Origin of the sequence: Acinetobacter sp. H1(2024) (genome assembly GCF_046557555.1) — a bacterium.
Lineage (GTDB): Bacteria > Pseudomonadota > Gammaproteobacteria > Pseudomonadales > Moraxellaceae > Acinetobacter > Acinetobacter seifertii.
This window is the reverse complement of sequence record NZ_JBKGFO010000001.1, coordinates 949,660-966,366: the sequence shown is the minus strand read 5'-3', so window position 1 is coordinate 966,366 and position 16,707 is coordinate 949,660. Positions and strand designations below refer to the sequence as shown.

The following is a 16,707-nucleotide window of genomic DNA, read 5'->3' as shown; positions in this document are numbered from 1 at the left end:
TTTTTTATTGGTGAGTTTATGACAGTTCAAGTTACCGACCGGCTCAGCCAGCTATATGTTGGGAACGGAGCTAACACGCGCTTTGATTTCATATTTAGAGTTTTTGATCAAGAAGACGAGACGGGCGTTGCTGTCAGAGTAAAGGTCGGTAATGATTTTGAATTTCTCGATGAATCAAAATACTCAGTTACGGTTAACCAAGATAACTTGGGCGGGTATGTAACTTTTAATGAAGCACCTAGCAATCAAACATACTTTTACGTTGCAGGGAAAACACCTGTAGATCAGCTTCTTGATATTACAAATTACGATAACTTCTATCCAGATGCTTTGGAGAGAGCGTTAGACAAAATCACTGCCATTCTGCAGGAATGGAACCATTTAGTAGATTTCGAAACTAAAGCACGTATTTTAGCTGATATTGCCTATGATGATTTAGCAAAACAGCGTGAAGCAGATTTAAAAGCATATATAGATGGGATAGCAAGTGCGGTTATTGGTAAACCGGTTTTGGGATTACCTTCCGAATTTGTAGTTGATGGGGATGAAACGCAAAAACAGATTAATGACAAATCTGTGCGCATATTTGAGTCTCTGAATGACTTACTTGCCTACACCCCAAGAAAGAATGGTCAGGTTGTATATCTTAAGTCAATCCATTATGGGCTTAATAAAGGTAATGGACTTTTTGAATATAAAGCCGTAAACCAATTAATAAGTGATGGCGGTAATATCTTCAATGGGTGGACTAGGCAAGTTCCTCCGAGCTATTTCAATGTTCACAATTTCGGAGCAATTGGCGATGGCTCAGACAATGAATATGACCATGAAGCATTTGTAAAAATTTCAAATGCAGTAATGGCTTCAGAACTTGAGGCAATAAGTATTCATATACCAGATGGTGACTACATTGTAGGTAAACAGAGTTTTGTAGCAGGACAAGGATTTTCTTTCGAGCATGTTTTGAGTATTGAATTTTCTCAGATGGTTAATAAAACTATTTTGCTTAAATCAGATGGTGCAAAACTTAAGTTAAGAGATGGTCTTTATTTTGGTATTTTCGATAAGAACACGAAAAAGCCTTTTCAAACTACTATGCCATTTTATCCTGGTACTAAATCTTGGGCTGCTGATGGGGCAAAAGTAACAAGAGCAGATTCTGGATATATAGTTAATTTTTCTAATATTAGGAGTTTTGGTTTTTCGGGTAAAATTGATATTGATGGTAATCAGGAAAATCAAATTATTGGTGGGCAATACGGGGATTCTGGTTGGCAATTGATGGCTTATGGCTTTCGTGTTGTAAATATTAAGCAGTTATCTTTAGAAAACATTTATACCCATGATCATCTACTCGATGGCTTTTATATTGCTGGTTATAACTCATTAACTGAACCAGACAAGGTTCTTTCAGATGTGTTCGGGTCTGTAAGAAATATTGTTTCTTATCATAACTCTCGCCAAGCTTGTAGTTTTTGTGGTGGACAAAATATTTCATTCTATGATTGCACATTTAGCGATACTGCGACACCAGATATGAAAGTTCGGTCTATGCCTATGTCTGGTCTTGATATTGAAGCAGAAGTTTCTCCGATACGTAATGCTCGTTTTTATAATTTAAAAAGTTTTAATAATGCGGTGACACAAGTTGTTGCAGATAGTGGAAATACTAAGAATGTTCACTTTTACTCAAGTCGTTTTTTAAGCCCTGCAGGCGGTGTAACAGCTTGGGTACGTAAACCACAATTCAAATTCTTTAACTGCTATTTTAATGGTTATATGGAGGGGCAGTACGGAACTAATATTGAAGAAGATAGAACATTGTATCAGGGATGTACATTCACAGATGACCCAAGCGAAAATGCGAATGTTGAGGCAACAACATATTTAATTAATGCCTCTGGGGCTAATCCAAAATTTGATGATTGTAATTTCAATATATTTAATTCTGGTTGGATTTATGATTATGGTTATTCTGGAAGCATAGATAGACTAACAATTCGTAATAGCGAGTTCAATATTTACACTGATTCTGCTACAGCTGCTATGAATGGTATCTATGAAAATGTTGTTATTAACGATTTAAGGGCAGACCCTACGAAGACTATTTACCCTACACTTGATGGCGGTAGATACAACAATGTTGTTGTTAAATCTCCGACCGGGGTAAGTGGAATAGTGCTTTATGGCTCAACAAGCTTGGCTAACAATCGAAATGCTGTCTCTACACGAAGCAGTAATCCTTACGATGTACTTGAAATTACACCGTTTGAACTCAAAGGGTTTCACGTGGCAGGTAATCAGGGAGTCTCAAGTCTAGTTAAAGTTGGCTATTCACCATTTCTTAATCTCATGAATATTCAATACAACACAGGTGACATTATTCACTGCACGATGCCGAGTTCAGGTATTGATAAATGGATTTGTGTAACTAGTGGCTTAGGCACTGCATCAGTTTGGAAAAAAGTACCCCTAACGCTTCAAGCTTTATAGTTTAAAAAGGCCCCGACTATTCGGGGCTTTTTACTGTCAACAGAAAACGATACTTAAATTAAACCAATCCATAAAATAATGAAAACATTAAATTGGTGGCAAAAATGAACGACCCTTTATCAGCTAAATCCATCCCTTGGATATTAAAAATTTGGGCAGCAGTGATGGGCGGGATTCTTGCTCTCATGTTAAGTGGTGATATCAATACCGATGGAATGATTAAAATCAACCGTAGTGTCATTTTAAAACTATTTATAAGCATCACTATAAGTCTGTATGGCGGTTCAGCCTTTATTGAATACTTTGAATTAAGTCGCTACTCACATATGGCACAGGGTTTTGTGATGTTAATTTTTGCCGTCTTTGGAATGTTGCTCATAGGGATATGGTACCAAGCAATTCAACTGTGGAAGGGTAAAACCATGGGTGAATTAATTTTTGAAGTTAAAGAAGCATTCAAGGCTATATTCAAGTAGGAGAGGGCAAATGTCAGTTGATAAATATATTGATGACCTTATCAAGCGCGAAGGTGGTTATGTTAACAACCCTAACGACCGTGGCGGTGCAACTAATTATGGGATAACTGAAGCAGTTGCACGGGTAAACGGTTGGAAAGGCCCAATGCGTGATCTGCCTTTAGATTTAGCAAAGCAGATTTATAAACAACAATATTGGATTAATCCTCGTTTTGACCAGGTTAATACCTTATCGCCTTTGATCGCTGAAGAGTTGCTTGATACTGGTGTTAACTGCGGTGTAGCTTTTGCAAAGCCTTTATTGCAACGTGCATTGAATCTATTGAATAACCAAGGTAAAGGCGGTTGGCCCGATCTAGCCGTTGATGGTATTTATGGTTCAGCTACGTTAGGGGCCTTAAAAATCTTTCTTGCCAAACGTGGTAAAGATGGTGAGAAAGTGATGCTTAAGGTACTAAATATTATGCAGGGTCAACGTTATATTGAAATATGCGAACGCAATCCCACGCAAGAGCAATTCTTTTATGGATGGATTAGTAACCGGATCGCATAAAGTGATTTTGTGTAAGAGAACCAAGCTAGCAACTTTTATTACTCTACTGTGCATTCTGTTTTCAGGGTGCACAGCGCATTCAATCAATAACAATATTCAAGTATCATTATGCGTAAAGGCAATTTGAGTTTTTAAAATGGCGCAAGTGATGATTATGGTTATGGAGGCGGGTAAGGCTGAGCATACATGCAACTTGCTTGCTGATATAAATAAAAACGGTGAAGTAACCAAGTTTTATGATTATAACGGCAATGAATTAAAAATTAACTTTTTGCAGAACCAAGTTTATTACAACAAAACTTGGTGGCAGTTTACCAAGAAACAAGACATCTAAAATAAAGCCCCTATTTAGGGGCTTCTTATTATGCAGCGTTTAGCATTTTGGCTATTTCGGATGCGGTCGGATTGTAATAGGTATTAACCAGTACACTAATAGTTTTGTGACCTGTAATTTTGGCAAGGATTTCAACAGGCAAACGATAGTCATGAACAAAGCGCGTGATTGCTTCATGCCTTGAATCGTGGAAAGTAATAACACCATCTAAACCAACACGGCGTAAATTACGTTGCCAAATTAAGCGGAAAGCATTCGATGTAAGCGGCACCATGCGACTATCGTTTGGATCATCTGGTAACCATGAAAGCATTTCTTTGGCCTTGGCAGTTAGAGGAACGTCACGGGATGAGCCGTTCTTAGTATCTAATAACCGGATAAAGTCAGTAAATATTAAAGACTTTTGCACGCTAAGTATTTCACCTTTACGCATTGCAGTCTCAAGGGCAAAGAGAAATGACCACGCAACACGGTGTCTCGGCTGTGTTGGTGTTTTACCCCATTCATAATCCAAGCCTTTAATTACTTTATTAATATGGTCATCACTAATACGTTGGTGTCTTGGCGGCGGTGCTGAAGGTTTTGTAATTTCTTTGAATGGATTTTCTTTAGTTAAAAATAATTCTTTTCGTGCAAAGTCAAAAACTGAACTATACATTGCCATTTCTCGAATGACTGTTGCGCCTTTAACTTGTTTTAGACGCTTATCACGCCATTGCTTGACTAGGGCGGGGGTTAGGTTGTGTATTGATTCATCAGCAAGTTCGCCCCAATTTTTCTTTAAGCATTTGAGCATTTGCACAATTAAACGGGCGCTTTTCATTTTGCGGCCTTCATCCTGATAATACATATCAAAGAGGGCTTGAAAAGAAATATGGATTTTTTCAGGTTCTGAGGTTGGCTGTTCAGCTTGTAATTCTAATAGTTTTGTGGCGGCCCACTGTTCACATTCGCTAGCAGTGTCACGAGTGGCAGCATAGCGCTTGCCCTTAAAACGAACTTCAATACGCCAAGCGTTGCCGCGACGGGTCGGTTTCTGCATTTTTAACACTCCAAATTTCATGGTGGCGCACTGCCGTCAAAAATTGAAGATGTACAAATGACACCCACTTTTTTGGCGGCGGCACGGAAATATAAAGCGTTTTTTAATGTGAAATATGACTATTTTGAATAGTCATAGCTGACCTATCGACAATAAAAAACAAGCCAAAAGATTACTAGAATCTTTCAGCTTATTGATTTTTAACAACAAATTTTGGAGCGGGAAACGAGACTCGAACTCGCGACCCCAACCTTGGCAAGGTTATGCTCTACCAACTGAGCTATTCCCGCAATGTGAGCACATTATAGAGTGTTTCATTAAAGTGTCAACACTCTTGTGATCTAATTGAACGTTTAATCAGCACGACGCCAAACTGTACCTTGACGCGTATCTTCAAGTACCACACCTTGGTCGAGCAAAGACTGACGAATACCATCTGCTTTCGCAAAGTCTTTCGCTTTTTTCGCATCAACACGTTGTTGAATGAAATCTTCAATTTCAGCATCAGACAAAGCAAGCGCTTCTTGTCCAATATCTGATTTTAAGAAATCATCTACATTGTGTTGTACCAAACCTAAAATGTTGGTGAGGTGACGTAAAGTCGAATAAAGCACAGTTGCTTGCTCAGCTTGCTCTTCTTTTACAGCACGGTTTAACTCTTTGTTGAGTTCAAACAATACAGCCATAGCTTCAGCCGTATTGAAATCGTCACACATTGCGTTGTTAAAGCGTTCAATAAAGTTTTGATCAAGTGTTTCAGTTGTCGTTTGACCATACACTTGTTGATAAGCTTTAAATGAATGATAGAAACGAGTTAAAGAAGTTTTTGCTTCTTTTAGCGCTACATCAGAGAAGTTCACAGGGCTACGGTAGTGTGAAGACACAATAAAGTAGCGAATCACTTCAGGGTGAAACTTCTCCATCACGTCACGAATCGTGAAGAAGTTGCCTAAAGACTTAGACATCTTTTCACCATCAACGTTAATAAAGCCAACATGCATCCAGTAGTTCACATATTGCTCACCAGTTGAAGCTTCACTTTGAGCAATTTCATTTTCATGGTGCGGGAACATTAAATCTGAACCACCACCATGAATGTCAAAGTGATTGCCTAAGCAGCAAGTCGACATTGCAGAACATTCGATGTGCCACCCCGGACGACCATTACCCCAAGGAGACGCCCAAGATGGTTCGTTTTCTTTTGCATGTTTCCAAAGTACAAAGTCAAAAGGATGTTTCTTTTCAACTTCTACATCGACACGTTCACTTGCACCAGCTTGCATATCATCAAGCTTACGGCCAGAAAGGCGACCATATTTTTCAAATTTGGTCACTTCAAAATAAACATCGCCGTTTGAAGCAGGGTAAGCAGCGCCTTTATTGACCAAATTGCCAATCATATTTTGCATCTGGTCGATATATTCAGTGGCTTTCGGTGCTTCATCGGGTGCAGCACAACCTAAATTGGCTGCATCTTCATTCATTGCATCAATAAAACGAGTGGTGAGCTGTTGGATGGTTTCACCATTTTCTTGAGCACGTTTGATGATTTTGTCGTCAATATCAGTAATGTTGCGAATGTAGCGAACATTCCACCCTTGACTACGCAAGAAACGAATAATGTAGTCAAATGCAACCATAACTCGAGCGTGCCCGATATGACAGTAGTCGTAAACGGTCATGCCGCAGACGTACATATCGATGTGACCTTCTTTGCGAGGTACAAATTCAACTTTTTTTCGTTGCTCAGAGTTATATAAAACAAATGGTTGCATAAGGGTTTTCAAACACTCAACAAAAATAGTGTTACATCATAACTTATGCATCATTTTTAAAAAAGTTTTATGCATTAATTTTATAAGCTTGTGAAATCTTATACATTTAAAAACGTGTAACTGATTGAGTTATGCTAGAATGCCCCCAAATCTTTTGATTAAAATCACCGATCTCAATAGAGAGATCAGATCAATTATTTTGAGTCACACTCGTATGCCTAATCCTACAGATTTCCAAAGCAGTGCATTAGCTACATTGCGCATTGAGCAACAAGCCATAGATGTATTAGCAACACAAATTGATGACCGTTTTAACCGTGCTTGCGAAGTACTGTTGCAGTGTAAAGGTCGTGTTGTGATTACAGGTATGGGTAAATCTGGGCATATTGGTCGAAAAATGGCGGCAACATTTGCCTCTACAGGTACGCCGTCTTTCTTTATGCATCCTGGTGAAGCAGGCCATGGCGATTTAGGTATGCTGGTTCGTGGAGATGTGCTTATTGCTATTTCCAACTCTGGAAAAAGCGATGAAATCATGATGCTCATGCCACTGATTAAACATCTTGGCGTACCTATGATTACGATTAGCCGTACTGATAAAGGCCCAATGCCACAAAATGCTGATATTGCGTTAACTTTAGGTGAGTCTGATGAAGCTTGTCCTTTAGGTTTGGCACCCACATCAAGTACGACGGCAACATTAGTGTTAGGTGATGCTTTGGCCGTTGCATTACTTGAAGCACGTGGTTTTACTGCTGATGATTTTGCTCGTTCACATCCAGCAGGCGCATTGGGTAAGCGTTTACTTTTACATGTAAAACATTTAATGCATACAGGCGATGAACTACCAAAAGTTTCGCCAGAAACCCCAATGAATCAAGTGCTTTATGAAATTTCGAATAAGCGTTTGGGTTTAACGACGATTGTTGATGAACAAGATCATTTGCTCGGTATTTTTACAGATGGGGACTTACGTCGCCTCATTGATAAACAGCAAGGTTTTGATGTGAATTTACCTGTTTCTGATGTGATGACAAAAAAACCGTCAACTATTTCTCAAGAAGCACGTGCTGTAGAAGCGTTACAACAACTTAACCAGAAAAAAATTAGTCAGTTTGTGGTGGTCGATGACCAAAACAAAGTGATTGGTGTAATTAGTATGCATGACCTTATTCAGGCAGGGGTGAATTAATTCATGGCATCGTATGCATTGTTAGAACAAGCACGTCATTTACAGGCATTGGTTCTGGATGTTGATGGTATTTTGAGCGATGGCTTTGTTACATTAACCAATACGGGTGATGAAATTAAATCATTCGATATTCGTGATGGTTTAGGCATGAAACTTGTTCAAAAAGCAGGTATGAAAGTCATTATCATTACTGGTCGAAAAAGTAATATCGTTGACAAACGCATGTCTGATTTGGGTGTAGACCTTGTTTTTCAGGGTCGTGAAGACAAAGGCTCAGCACTTCGCGAAGCTTGTGCACAGTTTAATATTTTGCCTTCTGATTGCTTATATATGGGCGATGATTGGCCTGATCTTTCGGCTTTTGCGATTGCCGGAATGAACGTTACTGTACCAAATGGACATGAAGAAGTGCGTCGCCGTGCACACTTGGTTACCCAAGCGATGGGTGGTCGTGGAGCTGTGCGTGAAGTCTGTGATATGTTGCTGATCGCAAAAGGCATTTACCAAGAACTTCTTGAAAAATATCTTGCAGTACCGCATTAATAACAAGATTACTTAAAAAGGTAGGCTATTCCTGCTCATGGATACCAGAGTTTTATATATTGTTGCTGTAGTGGTTGCTGCTGTAAGTGGTGGTTACTACTACTATAGTGGCAAGGCAAAAAAACTGGACATTGGTTCGGCGAAGAATATGACTTATTCGGCGCAGGGCGTCCATTTGACTCAAACTGATGACAAAGGCAATTTGTATGTTCGTGCTGAAGTTCGTCAGCTTGAACAGGATATGCAACAAAAAACGTCGAAGTTGGATCAACTTAATGCCTCTATGTATAAATTAGGTAAAGTTGATGCAACATTCTTTGCTAAACAAGCTTATGGTTATGATGATAATCAAAAGGTTGTCTTATCGGGTGATGTGGTTGCAACTAAGATTGCACCTCAAGGAACAATTGAGTTTCAAACCGATCAGTTAACTGCCTATCCAAAAAATAGAGATATTGAAACCAATCATCAAGTGATTGTTCAGTCTCCACAAGGCGAGTTTGTGAGTAAAGGATTAAAAGGCAATTTGAATAACGGTCAGTACGAATTTTTTAATATTCGAGGAAAGTATGCACCAAAGTCTTAATTTAAAACGTTCTTCAGCTTTCCTAAAACAAGCTGCGGTAATTACATTCGTTGCTTTAACATCTGCTTCGACGTTTGCTTTGCCGTCTGACCGTAATCAACAAATTTCATTGGTTGCAGACCGCGCAACATATAATGAAAAAACTGGTTTGACGACTTATACCGGTAATGTTGTGATTGAGCAAGGTACGATGAAGCTACAAGCAGATTCGATTGTTGCTAATCTTAACTCGAAACGTGAAATTCAGGTTATCACTGCAAAGGGTAGACCTGCTAAGTTTCAGCAGCAAGTCAATGCGAATAAAGGCTTAGCGCGTGGTGAGGGTCAGACCATTGTTTATAATGCTGATACTGGCATTATTACTTTGTCTGGTGGTGCATATTTATATCAAGATGGTTCAAGTATTCGTGGTAACTCTCTGAAATATAGTATGAATAAAGGTGATGTCGAAGCTCAAGGCTCTTCTTCAAACCGTGTACAAATTATTATTCCACCGTCAAGTTCAAAAAGTTTCCCAGGAGCGCGTGACTAATGCAGCAAGCTCTTCAACAACCGCAAACTTTGTGTATTAAGCACTTAGCAAAAAACTATAGTAAGCGTTGGGTAGTTAAAGACGTCTCTTTTAGTATGCAAAGTGGACAGATTGTTGGTTTGCTTGGTCCTAATGGTGCTGGTAAAACGACGAGCTTCTATATGGTCGTTGGACTGGTACGCATGGATAAAGGCGAGATCCATCTTGACGACTTAGATATGTCCGATTTGGCGATGCATGAGCGTGCACGTAAAGGTATTGGTTATTTACCTCAAGAAGCCTCTATTTTTAGAAAACTGACAATTGCTGAAAATATTATGTCGATCTTAGAGACGCGTAAAGATTTGAATAAACAGCAACGTCAACAACGTCTTCATGAGTTATTGAATGACTTTAAAATTAGTCATATTAAAGATTCATTAGGAATGAGTGTATCGGGTGGTGAACGTCGCCGTGCAGAGATTGCGCGTGCTTTAGCAGCAGATCCTAAATTTATGCTCTTAGATGAACCTTTCGCTGGTGTTGACCCAATCTCGGTTGGGGATATTAAAGACATTATCCAGACCTTAAAAGATCGTGGCATTGGCGTACTCATTACAGATCATAATGTTCGTGAAACTTTAGCAATCTGTGAGCGTGCATATATCGTGAGTGAAGGCTCAGTAATTGCAGAAGGTACGCCACAAGAGATTTTAGACAATGAACAAGTTCGTAAAGTCTATTTGGGTGATGATTTTACAGTTTAGTTAAAGCCACTAATCTGTTTGGTTAAAAAGAGGTCAAGGCCTCTTTTTTGTTTTCTGGAGGTTTTGTAAATAAAAACAATAATATATACCACTCATTTAATAAAAAAATAATGTGTGATTTATTCCGCCAATTATGCTGTTTTAAATAAAAAACTCTGTAGAATGGAGATGCTTTTAAACGATAACAAACAACATCAACAAGATAAGCATGATTGGATATAACCAGAAAAGAAAGAAAGGGAAATGTAGAAAGCAAGCTTTCCTGAAAGGGCTAATGCTTTTAAGTTCACTACATGTACCTGTCGTGATATACGCTGCTAAACCAAGTGAGCAATATCACACCCTGAAAGATAACTTGTCACAACTTTTTGTCCCGAAAAGTAGTGATGATTTTAAAGTAGCCAAGATGCAAGAGCTTAGTAATTTTAAGCTCGATCGTTCTATTGCACAGGAATTTCCAACTGTTCAGCTTAATGATAAGTCGGCCTCATCTTTAGCCAACTTGTCGTCTAGAACGATGACCTTACAAGATGCTGTAAAAATTGCCATTCAGCGTAGTCCAGATATTTCACAATCTATTGCAACTTTAGCAGGTCAAAATTCAGGAGTTGACGTTGCTAAAGCAGGTTACTATCCCCAGCTCGCTGGAGGGATTTCAACAGGTGATCTAGGCACTGGAGAAAGAGGGAGACAGTTACTTACTTTAAGTGCTACTCAAATGCTTTATGACTTTGGTAAAGTCAAATCAGGCGTCAATATTGAACAATCTAAAGTTCAGGTTGAACAAGCCAATGTATTGGTCAGTATCGACACACTAGCGCTTGATGTTGCGCAGACTATCGTCAATATTCAGCGTTATCTGCAACTTAATAAAATTGCTGAGCAGCAAATAGCAGGTATTCAACGTATTCAAGACATTGCTAACTTGCGTGCAAATGCAGGTGTTGCGAGTCAAGCTGACCCTATTCAAGCGCAGTCATATTTACAAGCTGCACAAGCTACATTGATTGCCCAGCAATCATTGCTAAGACAGTATCAACAGCATTTAAGAACGCTATTAGGTGCCGATGTTAGTCGTACGGGTTGGGTTATTTCCGATGATCTTGTTAAGCAATCTGACCTATATAGCGAACCTGAATTTAATACCATTCCTAAAATGATTGCAGCACAAGCAAGTGTTGAAGTCGCTAAAGCACAAAAAGAGCAAACTCGTTTAACACGCTACCCGACTTTAGCTGTCAAAGGCTCGGTCAGTCAGGCAATTAACGGTAAAAATCCAAATAATGATAAAGATGACGGTCTATATAGTTCCGTCATGCTTGAGGCAACAAGCCAGTTTTATCAAGGTGGGGCAACTGCTTCACAAGTAAAAATGGCAAGCTATGCTGAAGAAGCAGCTAAATCTAAGGTGAATTCTGTTTATCTGGAAGTTCTGGATCAAATTAGAACAAGTCGTGAACAAATTGAAAATAAACAACGGCAAATACAGGTATTAGTAAGCCGCCAAGCAACCACGGTTCGTACGCGCGAACTGTACCAAGAACAATACAAACTCGGTACCCGTTCACTCGTCGATTTATTAAATGCTGAACAAGCGATTCACAGTGCTGACTCTGACCTCGAATCAGCACGTTATGATATTTATAACAGTATTGTTCAGTACATAGCAGCAACAGGACGTTCCCGCCAAGCCTACGGCTTAAATAATATTTCAATTCAGGGGTTCGAAGTACAACCATGATGACAAAAATAAATTACCAGCCTTGGTTACAGGCGGTCTTAACTATTGCCAAACACTATCGAATTGAACCTTCAGAAGAAAGAATTCGTTTACAACTCGATTGGAATCAAAATCAGAATTTAGATGACGTGTTACAGTTAATGACGCGTCAGGTCGGCATGAATCTGCGTAAAGCACCATTTTCTTTAGACTTGTTAAATCCATGGCGTTTACCAGTTATGGTAGAGTTTTTTGATGGGCAAGTGGGTGTTATTGATAAAGCCGATACGCAAGGAAACGTTAGTATCCAGTTCAGTGGTGATCAGGGGCTTTCGCAAAATTTATCTTTAGACGCTTTAAAAACGACAATTAAAAATGTCTATATTTTGCGTCCTGAGACATCTATTCCAGATGCGCGTATTGATGAATATATCAAGCCATACGAAGCAAACTGGTTCTGGTCAATCGTTCTAAGAGACTGGAAACGCTACATTGATATTATGTTTGCCTCGCTCATTGCCAATATTTTGGCATTGGCAACCATTATTTTCTCGATGCAGGTTTATGACCGTGTTGTGCCATCACAGTCGATTCCAACGCTATGGGTTCTGGCAGGTGGTGTTCTCATTGCAGCGCTTTTCGAATTTACCTTACGTATATCACGGGTGTATTTATCCGATATTATTGGTAAGCGTGCAGACTTACGTGTGTCTGACCGCGTATTTGGTCATGCCTTACGTATTAAAAATAAAGACCGCTCTAAATCTACCGGTAGTTTTATTTCTCAAATTCGTGAACTCGAAGGCGTTCGTGAGCTAGTTACCTCAACAACGATTAGTGCAATTGCCGATTTTCCATTCTTTTTCTTATTCCTGATCATCTTTGGGATTATTGGTGGGAAATTATTCTGGGTTATGCTCGTTATTGTGCCTCTTATGATCTTGCCAGGTGTTTTGGTACAAAAGAAACTGGCTCAACTTGCTCAAGAAGGTATGCGAGAATCTTCAATCCGTAACGCAATTCTTGTAGAAGCGGTGCAGGGTATTGAAGACATTAAGCTATTACGTGCTGAATCACGTTTCCAAAACCAGTGGAACCACATGAATGAGGTTGCCGCTGATGTTGGGATGAAACAGCGTAAAATTGTCGGTACTTTAATGGCTTGGACCCAGATGATTCAAGGTCTAACTTATGCCATTGTGGTTTTAGTTGGTTGTTTTGCCGTGATGGATGGCGAAATGACCACGGGTGCACTTGTTGCATGTTCAATTCTTTCTTCACGTATGTTGGCGCCAATTGCCCAAATTACTGGAGTGTTGGGTCGCTTACAGCAAGCAAAAGTTGCTAAACAAAGTTTAGATGAGCTCATGCAGCGTCCAATTGATCAGGCGGATCGTGCGCATTTAGTTCATAAAGCAGTTCTAAATGGTAATTACGAATTAAAAAATCTAGCGTTCCAATATGGTGATGATGATCCGAAACCGAGTCTTGCAATTCGCCATTTACAGATTCGTGCTGGTGAAAAAGTTGCAATTTTAGGGCGTAATGGTGCAGGTAAGTCGACACTGCTTCAACTTCTAGCAGGTATGCAAGTTGCAACTCAAGGCGCAGTGCATTTAGATGGTTTAGATCTTTCTTTAATTGACCCATCTGATGTACGTCGTGATATGGGCTTACTTAACCAGAATGCTCATTTATTTTACGGTACGATTCGTGAAAACTTAACCTTAGGTGCACCACTTGCCACCGATGAAGATATTATTCGCGCATTGGTGGTGACAGGTGCATTACCTTTTATTCAAGAGAAGAAAGAAGGGCTCGATCACCTGATTTTAGAAGGTGGTGTCGGTTTCTCTGGTGGTCAAAAGCAAGCGTTATTGCTTGCACGTTTATTGATTCGTCAACCCAATATTTTATTACTCGATGAGCCGACAGCGGCGATTGATGATGTGGCAGAAAAGCAACTTATTGATCATCTAAAAGGCTGGCTGGCGCATCGCACATTGGTTGTGGCAACACACCGCCGTGCTGTTTTAGAACTGGTCGACCGTATTATTGTCGTGAATGAGGGCAAGATCGTGATGGATGGGCCAAGAGATCAAGTGCTTAATCAATCAACAGCCCAACAAAAACAAGTAAGCCAAGGGGGATAATTCATGAGCGAACAACAACAAGAACTCACCCGTTCAATGAATGTATCTTATAGTGAACCACCATTACCACGCGCCAGTTTAGTCATCTGGATTGTTGGTATTGGGCTCGTTAGTTTGCTTATTTGGGCATGGTTTTTTAAGTTAGAGGAAGTGTCTACGGGTACAGGTAAAGTTATTCCATCGTCTAAGGAACAGGTGATCCAGTCTTTAGAAGGCGGTATTTTAACTAAACTCGATGTACAAGAAGGTGACATTGTTCAAAAAGGACAAATTCTTGCTCAGTTAGATCCAACCCGATTTGCATCAAATGTAGGTGAGTCGAGATCTTTATTAATTGCGGCTCAGGCAACAGCAGCACGTTTGCGTGCAGAAGTGAACGGTACACCGTTAGTTTTTCCTGAAATTGTTGCAAAAGATCCAAAACTTGTTCATGAAGAGACGGCTTTATATGAGTCTCGTCGAGCTGATTTACAGCAAACACTTTCAGGTTTAAAGCAAGCATTAGAATTGGTTCAACAAGAACTGGCGATGACTGAACCTTTAGTTGCTAAAGGCGCTGCTAGTGAAGTGGAAGTTTTACGCTTACGCCGTGAAGCGAATGATTTGCGAAATAAAATGAACGATGCGCGTAACCAGTATTATGTGAAGGCTCGTGAAGAGTTATCTAAAGCCAATACAGATAGCCAAACTCAACAACAAATTGTACTAGGCCGTAGTGATAGTTTAGATCGTGCTGTATTTAGAGCGCCTGTGCGAGGTGTTGTAAAAGAAATTACAGTAACAACGCATGGTGGTGTTGTTCCACAAAACGGTAAGCTAATGACGATTGTGCCAATTGATGAACAATTGCTTATTGAAGCGCGTATTTTGCCACGTGACATTGCATTTATTCGTCCGGGTCAAGAAGCTTTGGTGAAGATCACAGCGTATGACTATTCAATTTATGGTGGTTTAAAAGGTAAAGTTACCGTTATTTCTCCAGACACGATTCGTGATGAAGTTAAACAAGATCAGTTCTACTATCGTGTTTATATCCGCACTGATACAGATAAGCTCTACAACAAACAAGGTAAAGCTTTCGGTATTACACCAGGTATGGTGGCAACTGTAGATATTCGTACGGGTGAGAAAACTGTAATGGATTACTTGCTGAAACCGTTTAATAAAGCGAAAGAAGCATTACGAGAAAGATAATAGTAAAAGCCCCGAAATTCGGGGCTTTTTTATGGGTTTGCTTCTATTAAATTCACGCTATAATTTGATTTTTATTATGCTTTATTTATTTTATGGCTTTTACGATTGCGTCACCTGTTACATTTGAAGAAGAAATTAAAAAAAGTAGATTTCAGGCAATTGCTGCGCCAGTAGAAAATGAGCAACAAGTAAAAGAATTTTTAGAACTCAATAAAGATATATCGACCACACATCAATGTTGGGCGTGGAAAATTGGACATAACGTCCGCTTTAATGATGATGGCGAGCCATCTGGTACGGCAGGGCGGCCAATCTTGGCGACTATTGAAGGTAACGACTTAACTAACATCATCGTCATGGTGAACCGCTGGTATGGTGGTATAAAACTGGGAACTGGTGGTTTAGTACGGGCTTATGGCGGTTGTGCAGGGCAATCCTTATTGTTAGCTGAACGGATTGAACTCATTGCAAAGAAAACCATTCACTTTTCTTGTCATTTTAATGAATGGGCTATTTTTCAATATGAACTTTCACAGCATCAAATAGAATACCAAGAAACTTATACCGCAACAGGTGTAGATATTGAAGCTAGACTACAAGTCCACCAAATTGAACCACTTGCTTTGAAACTTCGCGACGTGACGCGGGGCCGTGAAGAATTAAAAGTTGAGGAGGAATTAACTGATGACTGACTCCTTACTCAAGTACCGTGAGCAACATAAACACCGTTTAAATTATATGCCGTGGTTATATTGGACACTAAAACCTAAACACCGTGCATGGGCTGAAGAGTGGCAAAAAGAATATCAGGCTTATTTAATGGACATGGAAACAGTTGAGATTGGTGAGAACTGTTTTATTTCACCTTTAGCTCATATTTTTGCCGAGCCTGGTCGAAAAATTAAGATTGGTGATAATTGCTTTATTGCAGCCGACTGTAGTTTGCATGGACCGCTTGAGATTGGTAACGAAGTCGCAATTAACCATCATTGTATTTTAGATGGTGGGCGAGCTGGCATCAAACTACATGACCAAGTTCGTATAGCTGCTTATTGCCATCTCTATGCATTTGATCACGGTATGCAATTAGACCGTCCACTTTACCAACAGCCTGTTCGGTCTCAGGGAATTGAAATTGAGCAAGATGTTTGGTTAGGTGCACATGTAGGAATAAAAGACGGTATTAAAATTGGAAAACATGCTGTTATTGGTATGAATAGTATGGTGACTAAGGATGTCGAACCCTATCATATTGTGGGAGGAAACCCAGCGAAATTTATTCGCTTAAGAGAGTAATACAGTCTTAAGAGTGTAATAAAATGTTTGATCTTTAAACAAAAAAGTGGATTTTAATACATAAACCTTAAC

Annotated in this window: 16 protein-coding genes and 1 tRNA gene; 14 read left to right on the top strand and 3 right to left on the bottom strand. The window is 39.6% G+C overall.

Annotated elements, in window-relative coordinates; translation table 11 throughout:
* Positions 1-18 precede the first annotated feature (18 nt).
* The 4 genes from ACLCEG_RS04415 (at position 19) to ACLCEG_RS04400 (ending at position 3,856) form a co-directional block, all read left to right on the top strand.
* Positions 19-2,493, top strand: a complete 2,475-nt coding sequence (locus ACLCEG_RS04415) for a hypothetical protein (protein ID WP_410566184.1) — start codon at positions 19-21, stop codon at positions 2,491-2,493.
* A gap of 104 nt (positions 2,494-2,597) precedes the next feature.
* Positions 2,598-2,969 carry a hypothetical protein gene (locus ACLCEG_RS04410; RefSeq protein WP_002070019.1) on the top strand — a complete coding sequence of 124 codons (372 nt, stop codon included), beginning with the start codon at positions 2,598-2,600 and terminating at the stop codon, positions 2,967-2,969.
* Positions 2,970-2,979: 10 nt separating this feature from the next.
* Positions 2,980-3,522 (top strand): glycoside hydrolase family 108 protein, encoded by a 543-nt coding sequence (locus ACLCEG_RS04405; protein ID WP_000109879.1) that lies wholly within the window; start codon positions 2,980-2,982, stop codon positions 3,520-3,522.
* Positions 3,523-3,658: 136 nt separating this feature from the next.
* Positions 3,659-3,856 carry a hypothetical protein gene (locus ACLCEG_RS04400; protein ID WP_046693112.1) on the top strand — a complete coding sequence of 66 codons (198 nt, stop codon included), beginning with the start codon at positions 3,659-3,661 and terminating at the stop codon, positions 3,854-3,856.
* Between the two features lie 28 nt (positions 3,857-3,884).
* Here ACLCEG_RS04400 and ACLCEG_RS04395 read toward each other — a convergent pair whose 3' ends face one another.
* From ACLCEG_RS04395 to cysS, 3 genes are all read right to left on the bottom strand, one after another.
* Positions 3,885-4,898: a tyrosine-type recombinase/integrase gene (locus ACLCEG_RS04395; RefSeq protein ID WP_410566179.1), complete on the bottom strand. Its 1,014-nt coding sequence runs from the start codon at positions 4,896-4,898 to the stop codon at positions 3,885-3,887.
* 214 nt (positions 4,899-5,112) lie between these two features.
* Positions 5,113-5,188, bottom strand: a tRNA-Gly gene (locus ACLCEG_RS04390).
* A 63-nt stretch (positions 5,189-5,251) separates the two neighbouring features.
* Positions 5,252-6,673: a cysteine--tRNA ligase gene (cysS, locus tag ACLCEG_RS04385; RefSeq protein WP_004702659.1), complete on the bottom strand. Its 1,422-nt coding sequence runs from the start codon at positions 6,671-6,673 to the stop codon at positions 5,252-5,254.
* A gap of 214 nt (positions 6,674-6,887) precedes the next feature.
* On the opposite strand from cysS, the gene ACLCEG_RS04380 reads away from it, so the two are divergent.
* The 10 genes from ACLCEG_RS04380 (at position 6,888) to ACLCEG_RS04335 (ending at position 16,635) form a co-directional block, all read left to right on the top strand.
* Positions 6,888-7,865 carry an SIS domain-containing protein gene (locus ACLCEG_RS04380; RefSeq protein ID WP_019457396.1) on the top strand — a complete coding sequence of 326 codons (978 nt, stop codon included), beginning with the start codon at positions 6,888-6,890 and terminating at the stop codon, positions 7,863-7,865.
* A gap of 3 nt (positions 7,866-7,868) precedes the next feature.
* Positions 7,869-8,408: a KdsC family phosphatase gene (locus ACLCEG_RS04375; protein ID WP_004702656.1), complete on the top strand. Its 540-nt coding sequence runs from the start codon at positions 7,869-7,871 to the stop codon at positions 8,406-8,408.
* Positions 8,409-8,445: 37 nt separating this feature from the next.
* Entirely contained in the window at positions 8,446-8,994 is a 549-nt protein-coding gene (gene lptC, locus ACLCEG_RS04370; protein ID WP_004702654.1) for an LPS export ABC transporter periplasmic protein LptC, read from the top strand.
* A complete protein-coding gene (lptA, locus tag ACLCEG_RS04365; RefSeq protein ID WP_004702651.1) occupies positions 8,978-9,526 on the top strand; it encodes a lipopolysaccharide transport periplasmic protein LptA in 549 nt (182 codons plus the stop codon). The genes lptC and lptA overlap by 17 nt, the downstream gene beginning before the upstream one ends.
* On the top strand, positions 9,526-10,272 hold the full coding sequence (gene lptB, locus ACLCEG_RS04360; protein ID WP_002051056.1) for an LPS export ABC transporter ATP-binding protein: 747 nt from the start codon (positions 9,526-9,528) through the stop codon (positions 10,270-10,272). The genes lptA and lptB overlap by 1 nt, the downstream gene beginning before the upstream one ends.
* Before the next feature lie 274 nt (positions 10,273-10,546).
* Positions 10,547-12,013 (top strand): TolC family protein, encoded by a 1,467-nt coding sequence (locus ACLCEG_RS04355; protein ID WP_410566176.1) that lies wholly within the window; start codon positions 10,547-10,549, stop codon positions 12,011-12,013.
* A complete protein-coding gene (locus ACLCEG_RS04350; protein WP_410566173.1) occupies positions 12,010-14,145 on the top strand; it encodes a type I secretion system permease/ATPase in 2,136 nt (711 codons plus the stop codon). Before ACLCEG_RS04355 ends, ACLCEG_RS04350 begins: the two co-directional genes overlap by 4 nt.
* 3 nt (positions 14,146-14,148) lie before the next feature.
* Complete coding sequence (locus tag ACLCEG_RS04345; protein ID WP_410566170.1) at positions 14,149-15,339, top strand: HlyD family efflux transporter periplasmic adaptor subunit; 1,191 nt, start codon at positions 14,149-14,151, stop codon at positions 15,337-15,339.
* Between the two features lie 92 nt (positions 15,340-15,431).
* Positions 15,432-16,031, top strand: coding sequence for an IMPACT family protein (locus ACLCEG_RS04340; protein ID WP_004702645.1), 600 nt, complete (start codon positions 15,432-15,434; stop codon positions 16,029-16,031).
* On the top strand, positions 16,024-16,635 hold the full coding sequence (locus ACLCEG_RS04335; protein WP_039250632.1) for a chloramphenicol acetyltransferase CAT: 612 nt from the start codon (positions 16,024-16,026) through the stop codon (positions 16,633-16,635). Before ACLCEG_RS04340 ends, ACLCEG_RS04335 begins: the two co-directional genes overlap by 8 nt.
* The last annotated feature ends 72 nt before the right edge of the window (positions 16,636-16,707 follow it).

Bases quoted from the DNA above. Each gene is read 5' to 3' on its own strand.
- ACLCEG_RS04405 (WP_000109879.1), top strand. From the start codon at position 2,980: ATGTCAGTTGATAAATATATTGATGACCTTATCAAGCGCGAAGGTGGT.
- ACLCEG_RS04375 (WP_004702656.1), top strand. From the start codon at position 7,869: ATGGCATCGTATGCATTGTTAGAACAAGCACGTCATTTACAGGCATTG.
- lptA (WP_004702651.1), top strand. From the start codon at position 8,978: ATGCACCAAAGTCTTAATTTAAAACGTTCTTCAGCTTTCCTAAAACAA.
- ACLCEG_RS04395 (WP_410566179.1), bottom strand. From the start codon at position 4,898: ATGCAGAAACCGACCCGTCGCGGCAACGCTTGGCGTATTGAAGTTCGT.
- ACLCEG_RS04415 (WP_410566184.1), top strand. From the start codon at position 19: ATGACAGTTCAAGTTACCGACCGGCTCAGCCAGCTATATGTTGGGAAC.
- ACLCEG_RS04380 (WP_019457396.1), top strand. From the start codon at position 6,888: ATGCCTAATCCTACAGATTTCCAAAGCAGTGCATTAGCTACATTGCGC.
- lptB (WP_002051056.1), top strand. From the start codon at position 9,526: ATGCAGCAAGCTCTTCAACAACCGCAAACTTTGTGTATTAAGCACTTA.
- ACLCEG_RS04350 (WP_410566173.1), top strand. From the start codon at position 12,010: ATGATGACAAAAATAAATTACCAGCCTTGGTTACAGGCGGTCTTAACT.
- ACLCEG_RS04345 (WP_410566170.1), top strand. From the start codon at position 14,149: ATGAGCGAACAACAACAAGAACTCACCCGTTCAATGAATGTATCTTAT.
- ACLCEG_RS04340 (WP_004702645.1), top strand. From the start codon at position 15,432: ATGGCTTTTACGATTGCGTCACCTGTTACATTTGAAGAAGAAATTAAA.
- ACLCEG_RS04400 (WP_046693112.1), top strand. From the start codon at position 3,659: ATGGCGCAAGTGATGATTATGGTTATGGAGGCGGGTAAGGCTGAGCAT.
- lptC (WP_004702654.1), top strand. From the start codon at position 8,446: ATGGATACCAGAGTTTTATATATTGTTGCTGTAGTGGTTGCTGCTGTA.
- ACLCEG_RS04410 (WP_002070019.1), top strand. From the start codon at position 2,598: ATGAACGACCCTTTATCAGCTAAATCCATCCCTTGGATATTAAAAATT.
- ACLCEG_RS04355 (WP_410566176.1), top strand. From the start codon at position 10,547: ATGCTTTTAAGTTCACTACATGTACCTGTCGTGATATACGCTGCTAAA.
- ACLCEG_RS04335 (WP_039250632.1), top strand. From the start codon at position 16,024: ATGACTGACTCCTTACTCAAGTACCGTGAGCAACATAAACACCGTTTA.
- cysS (WP_004702659.1), bottom strand. From the start codon at position 6,673: ATGCAACCATTTGTTTTATATAACTCTGAGCAACGAAAAAAAGTTGAA.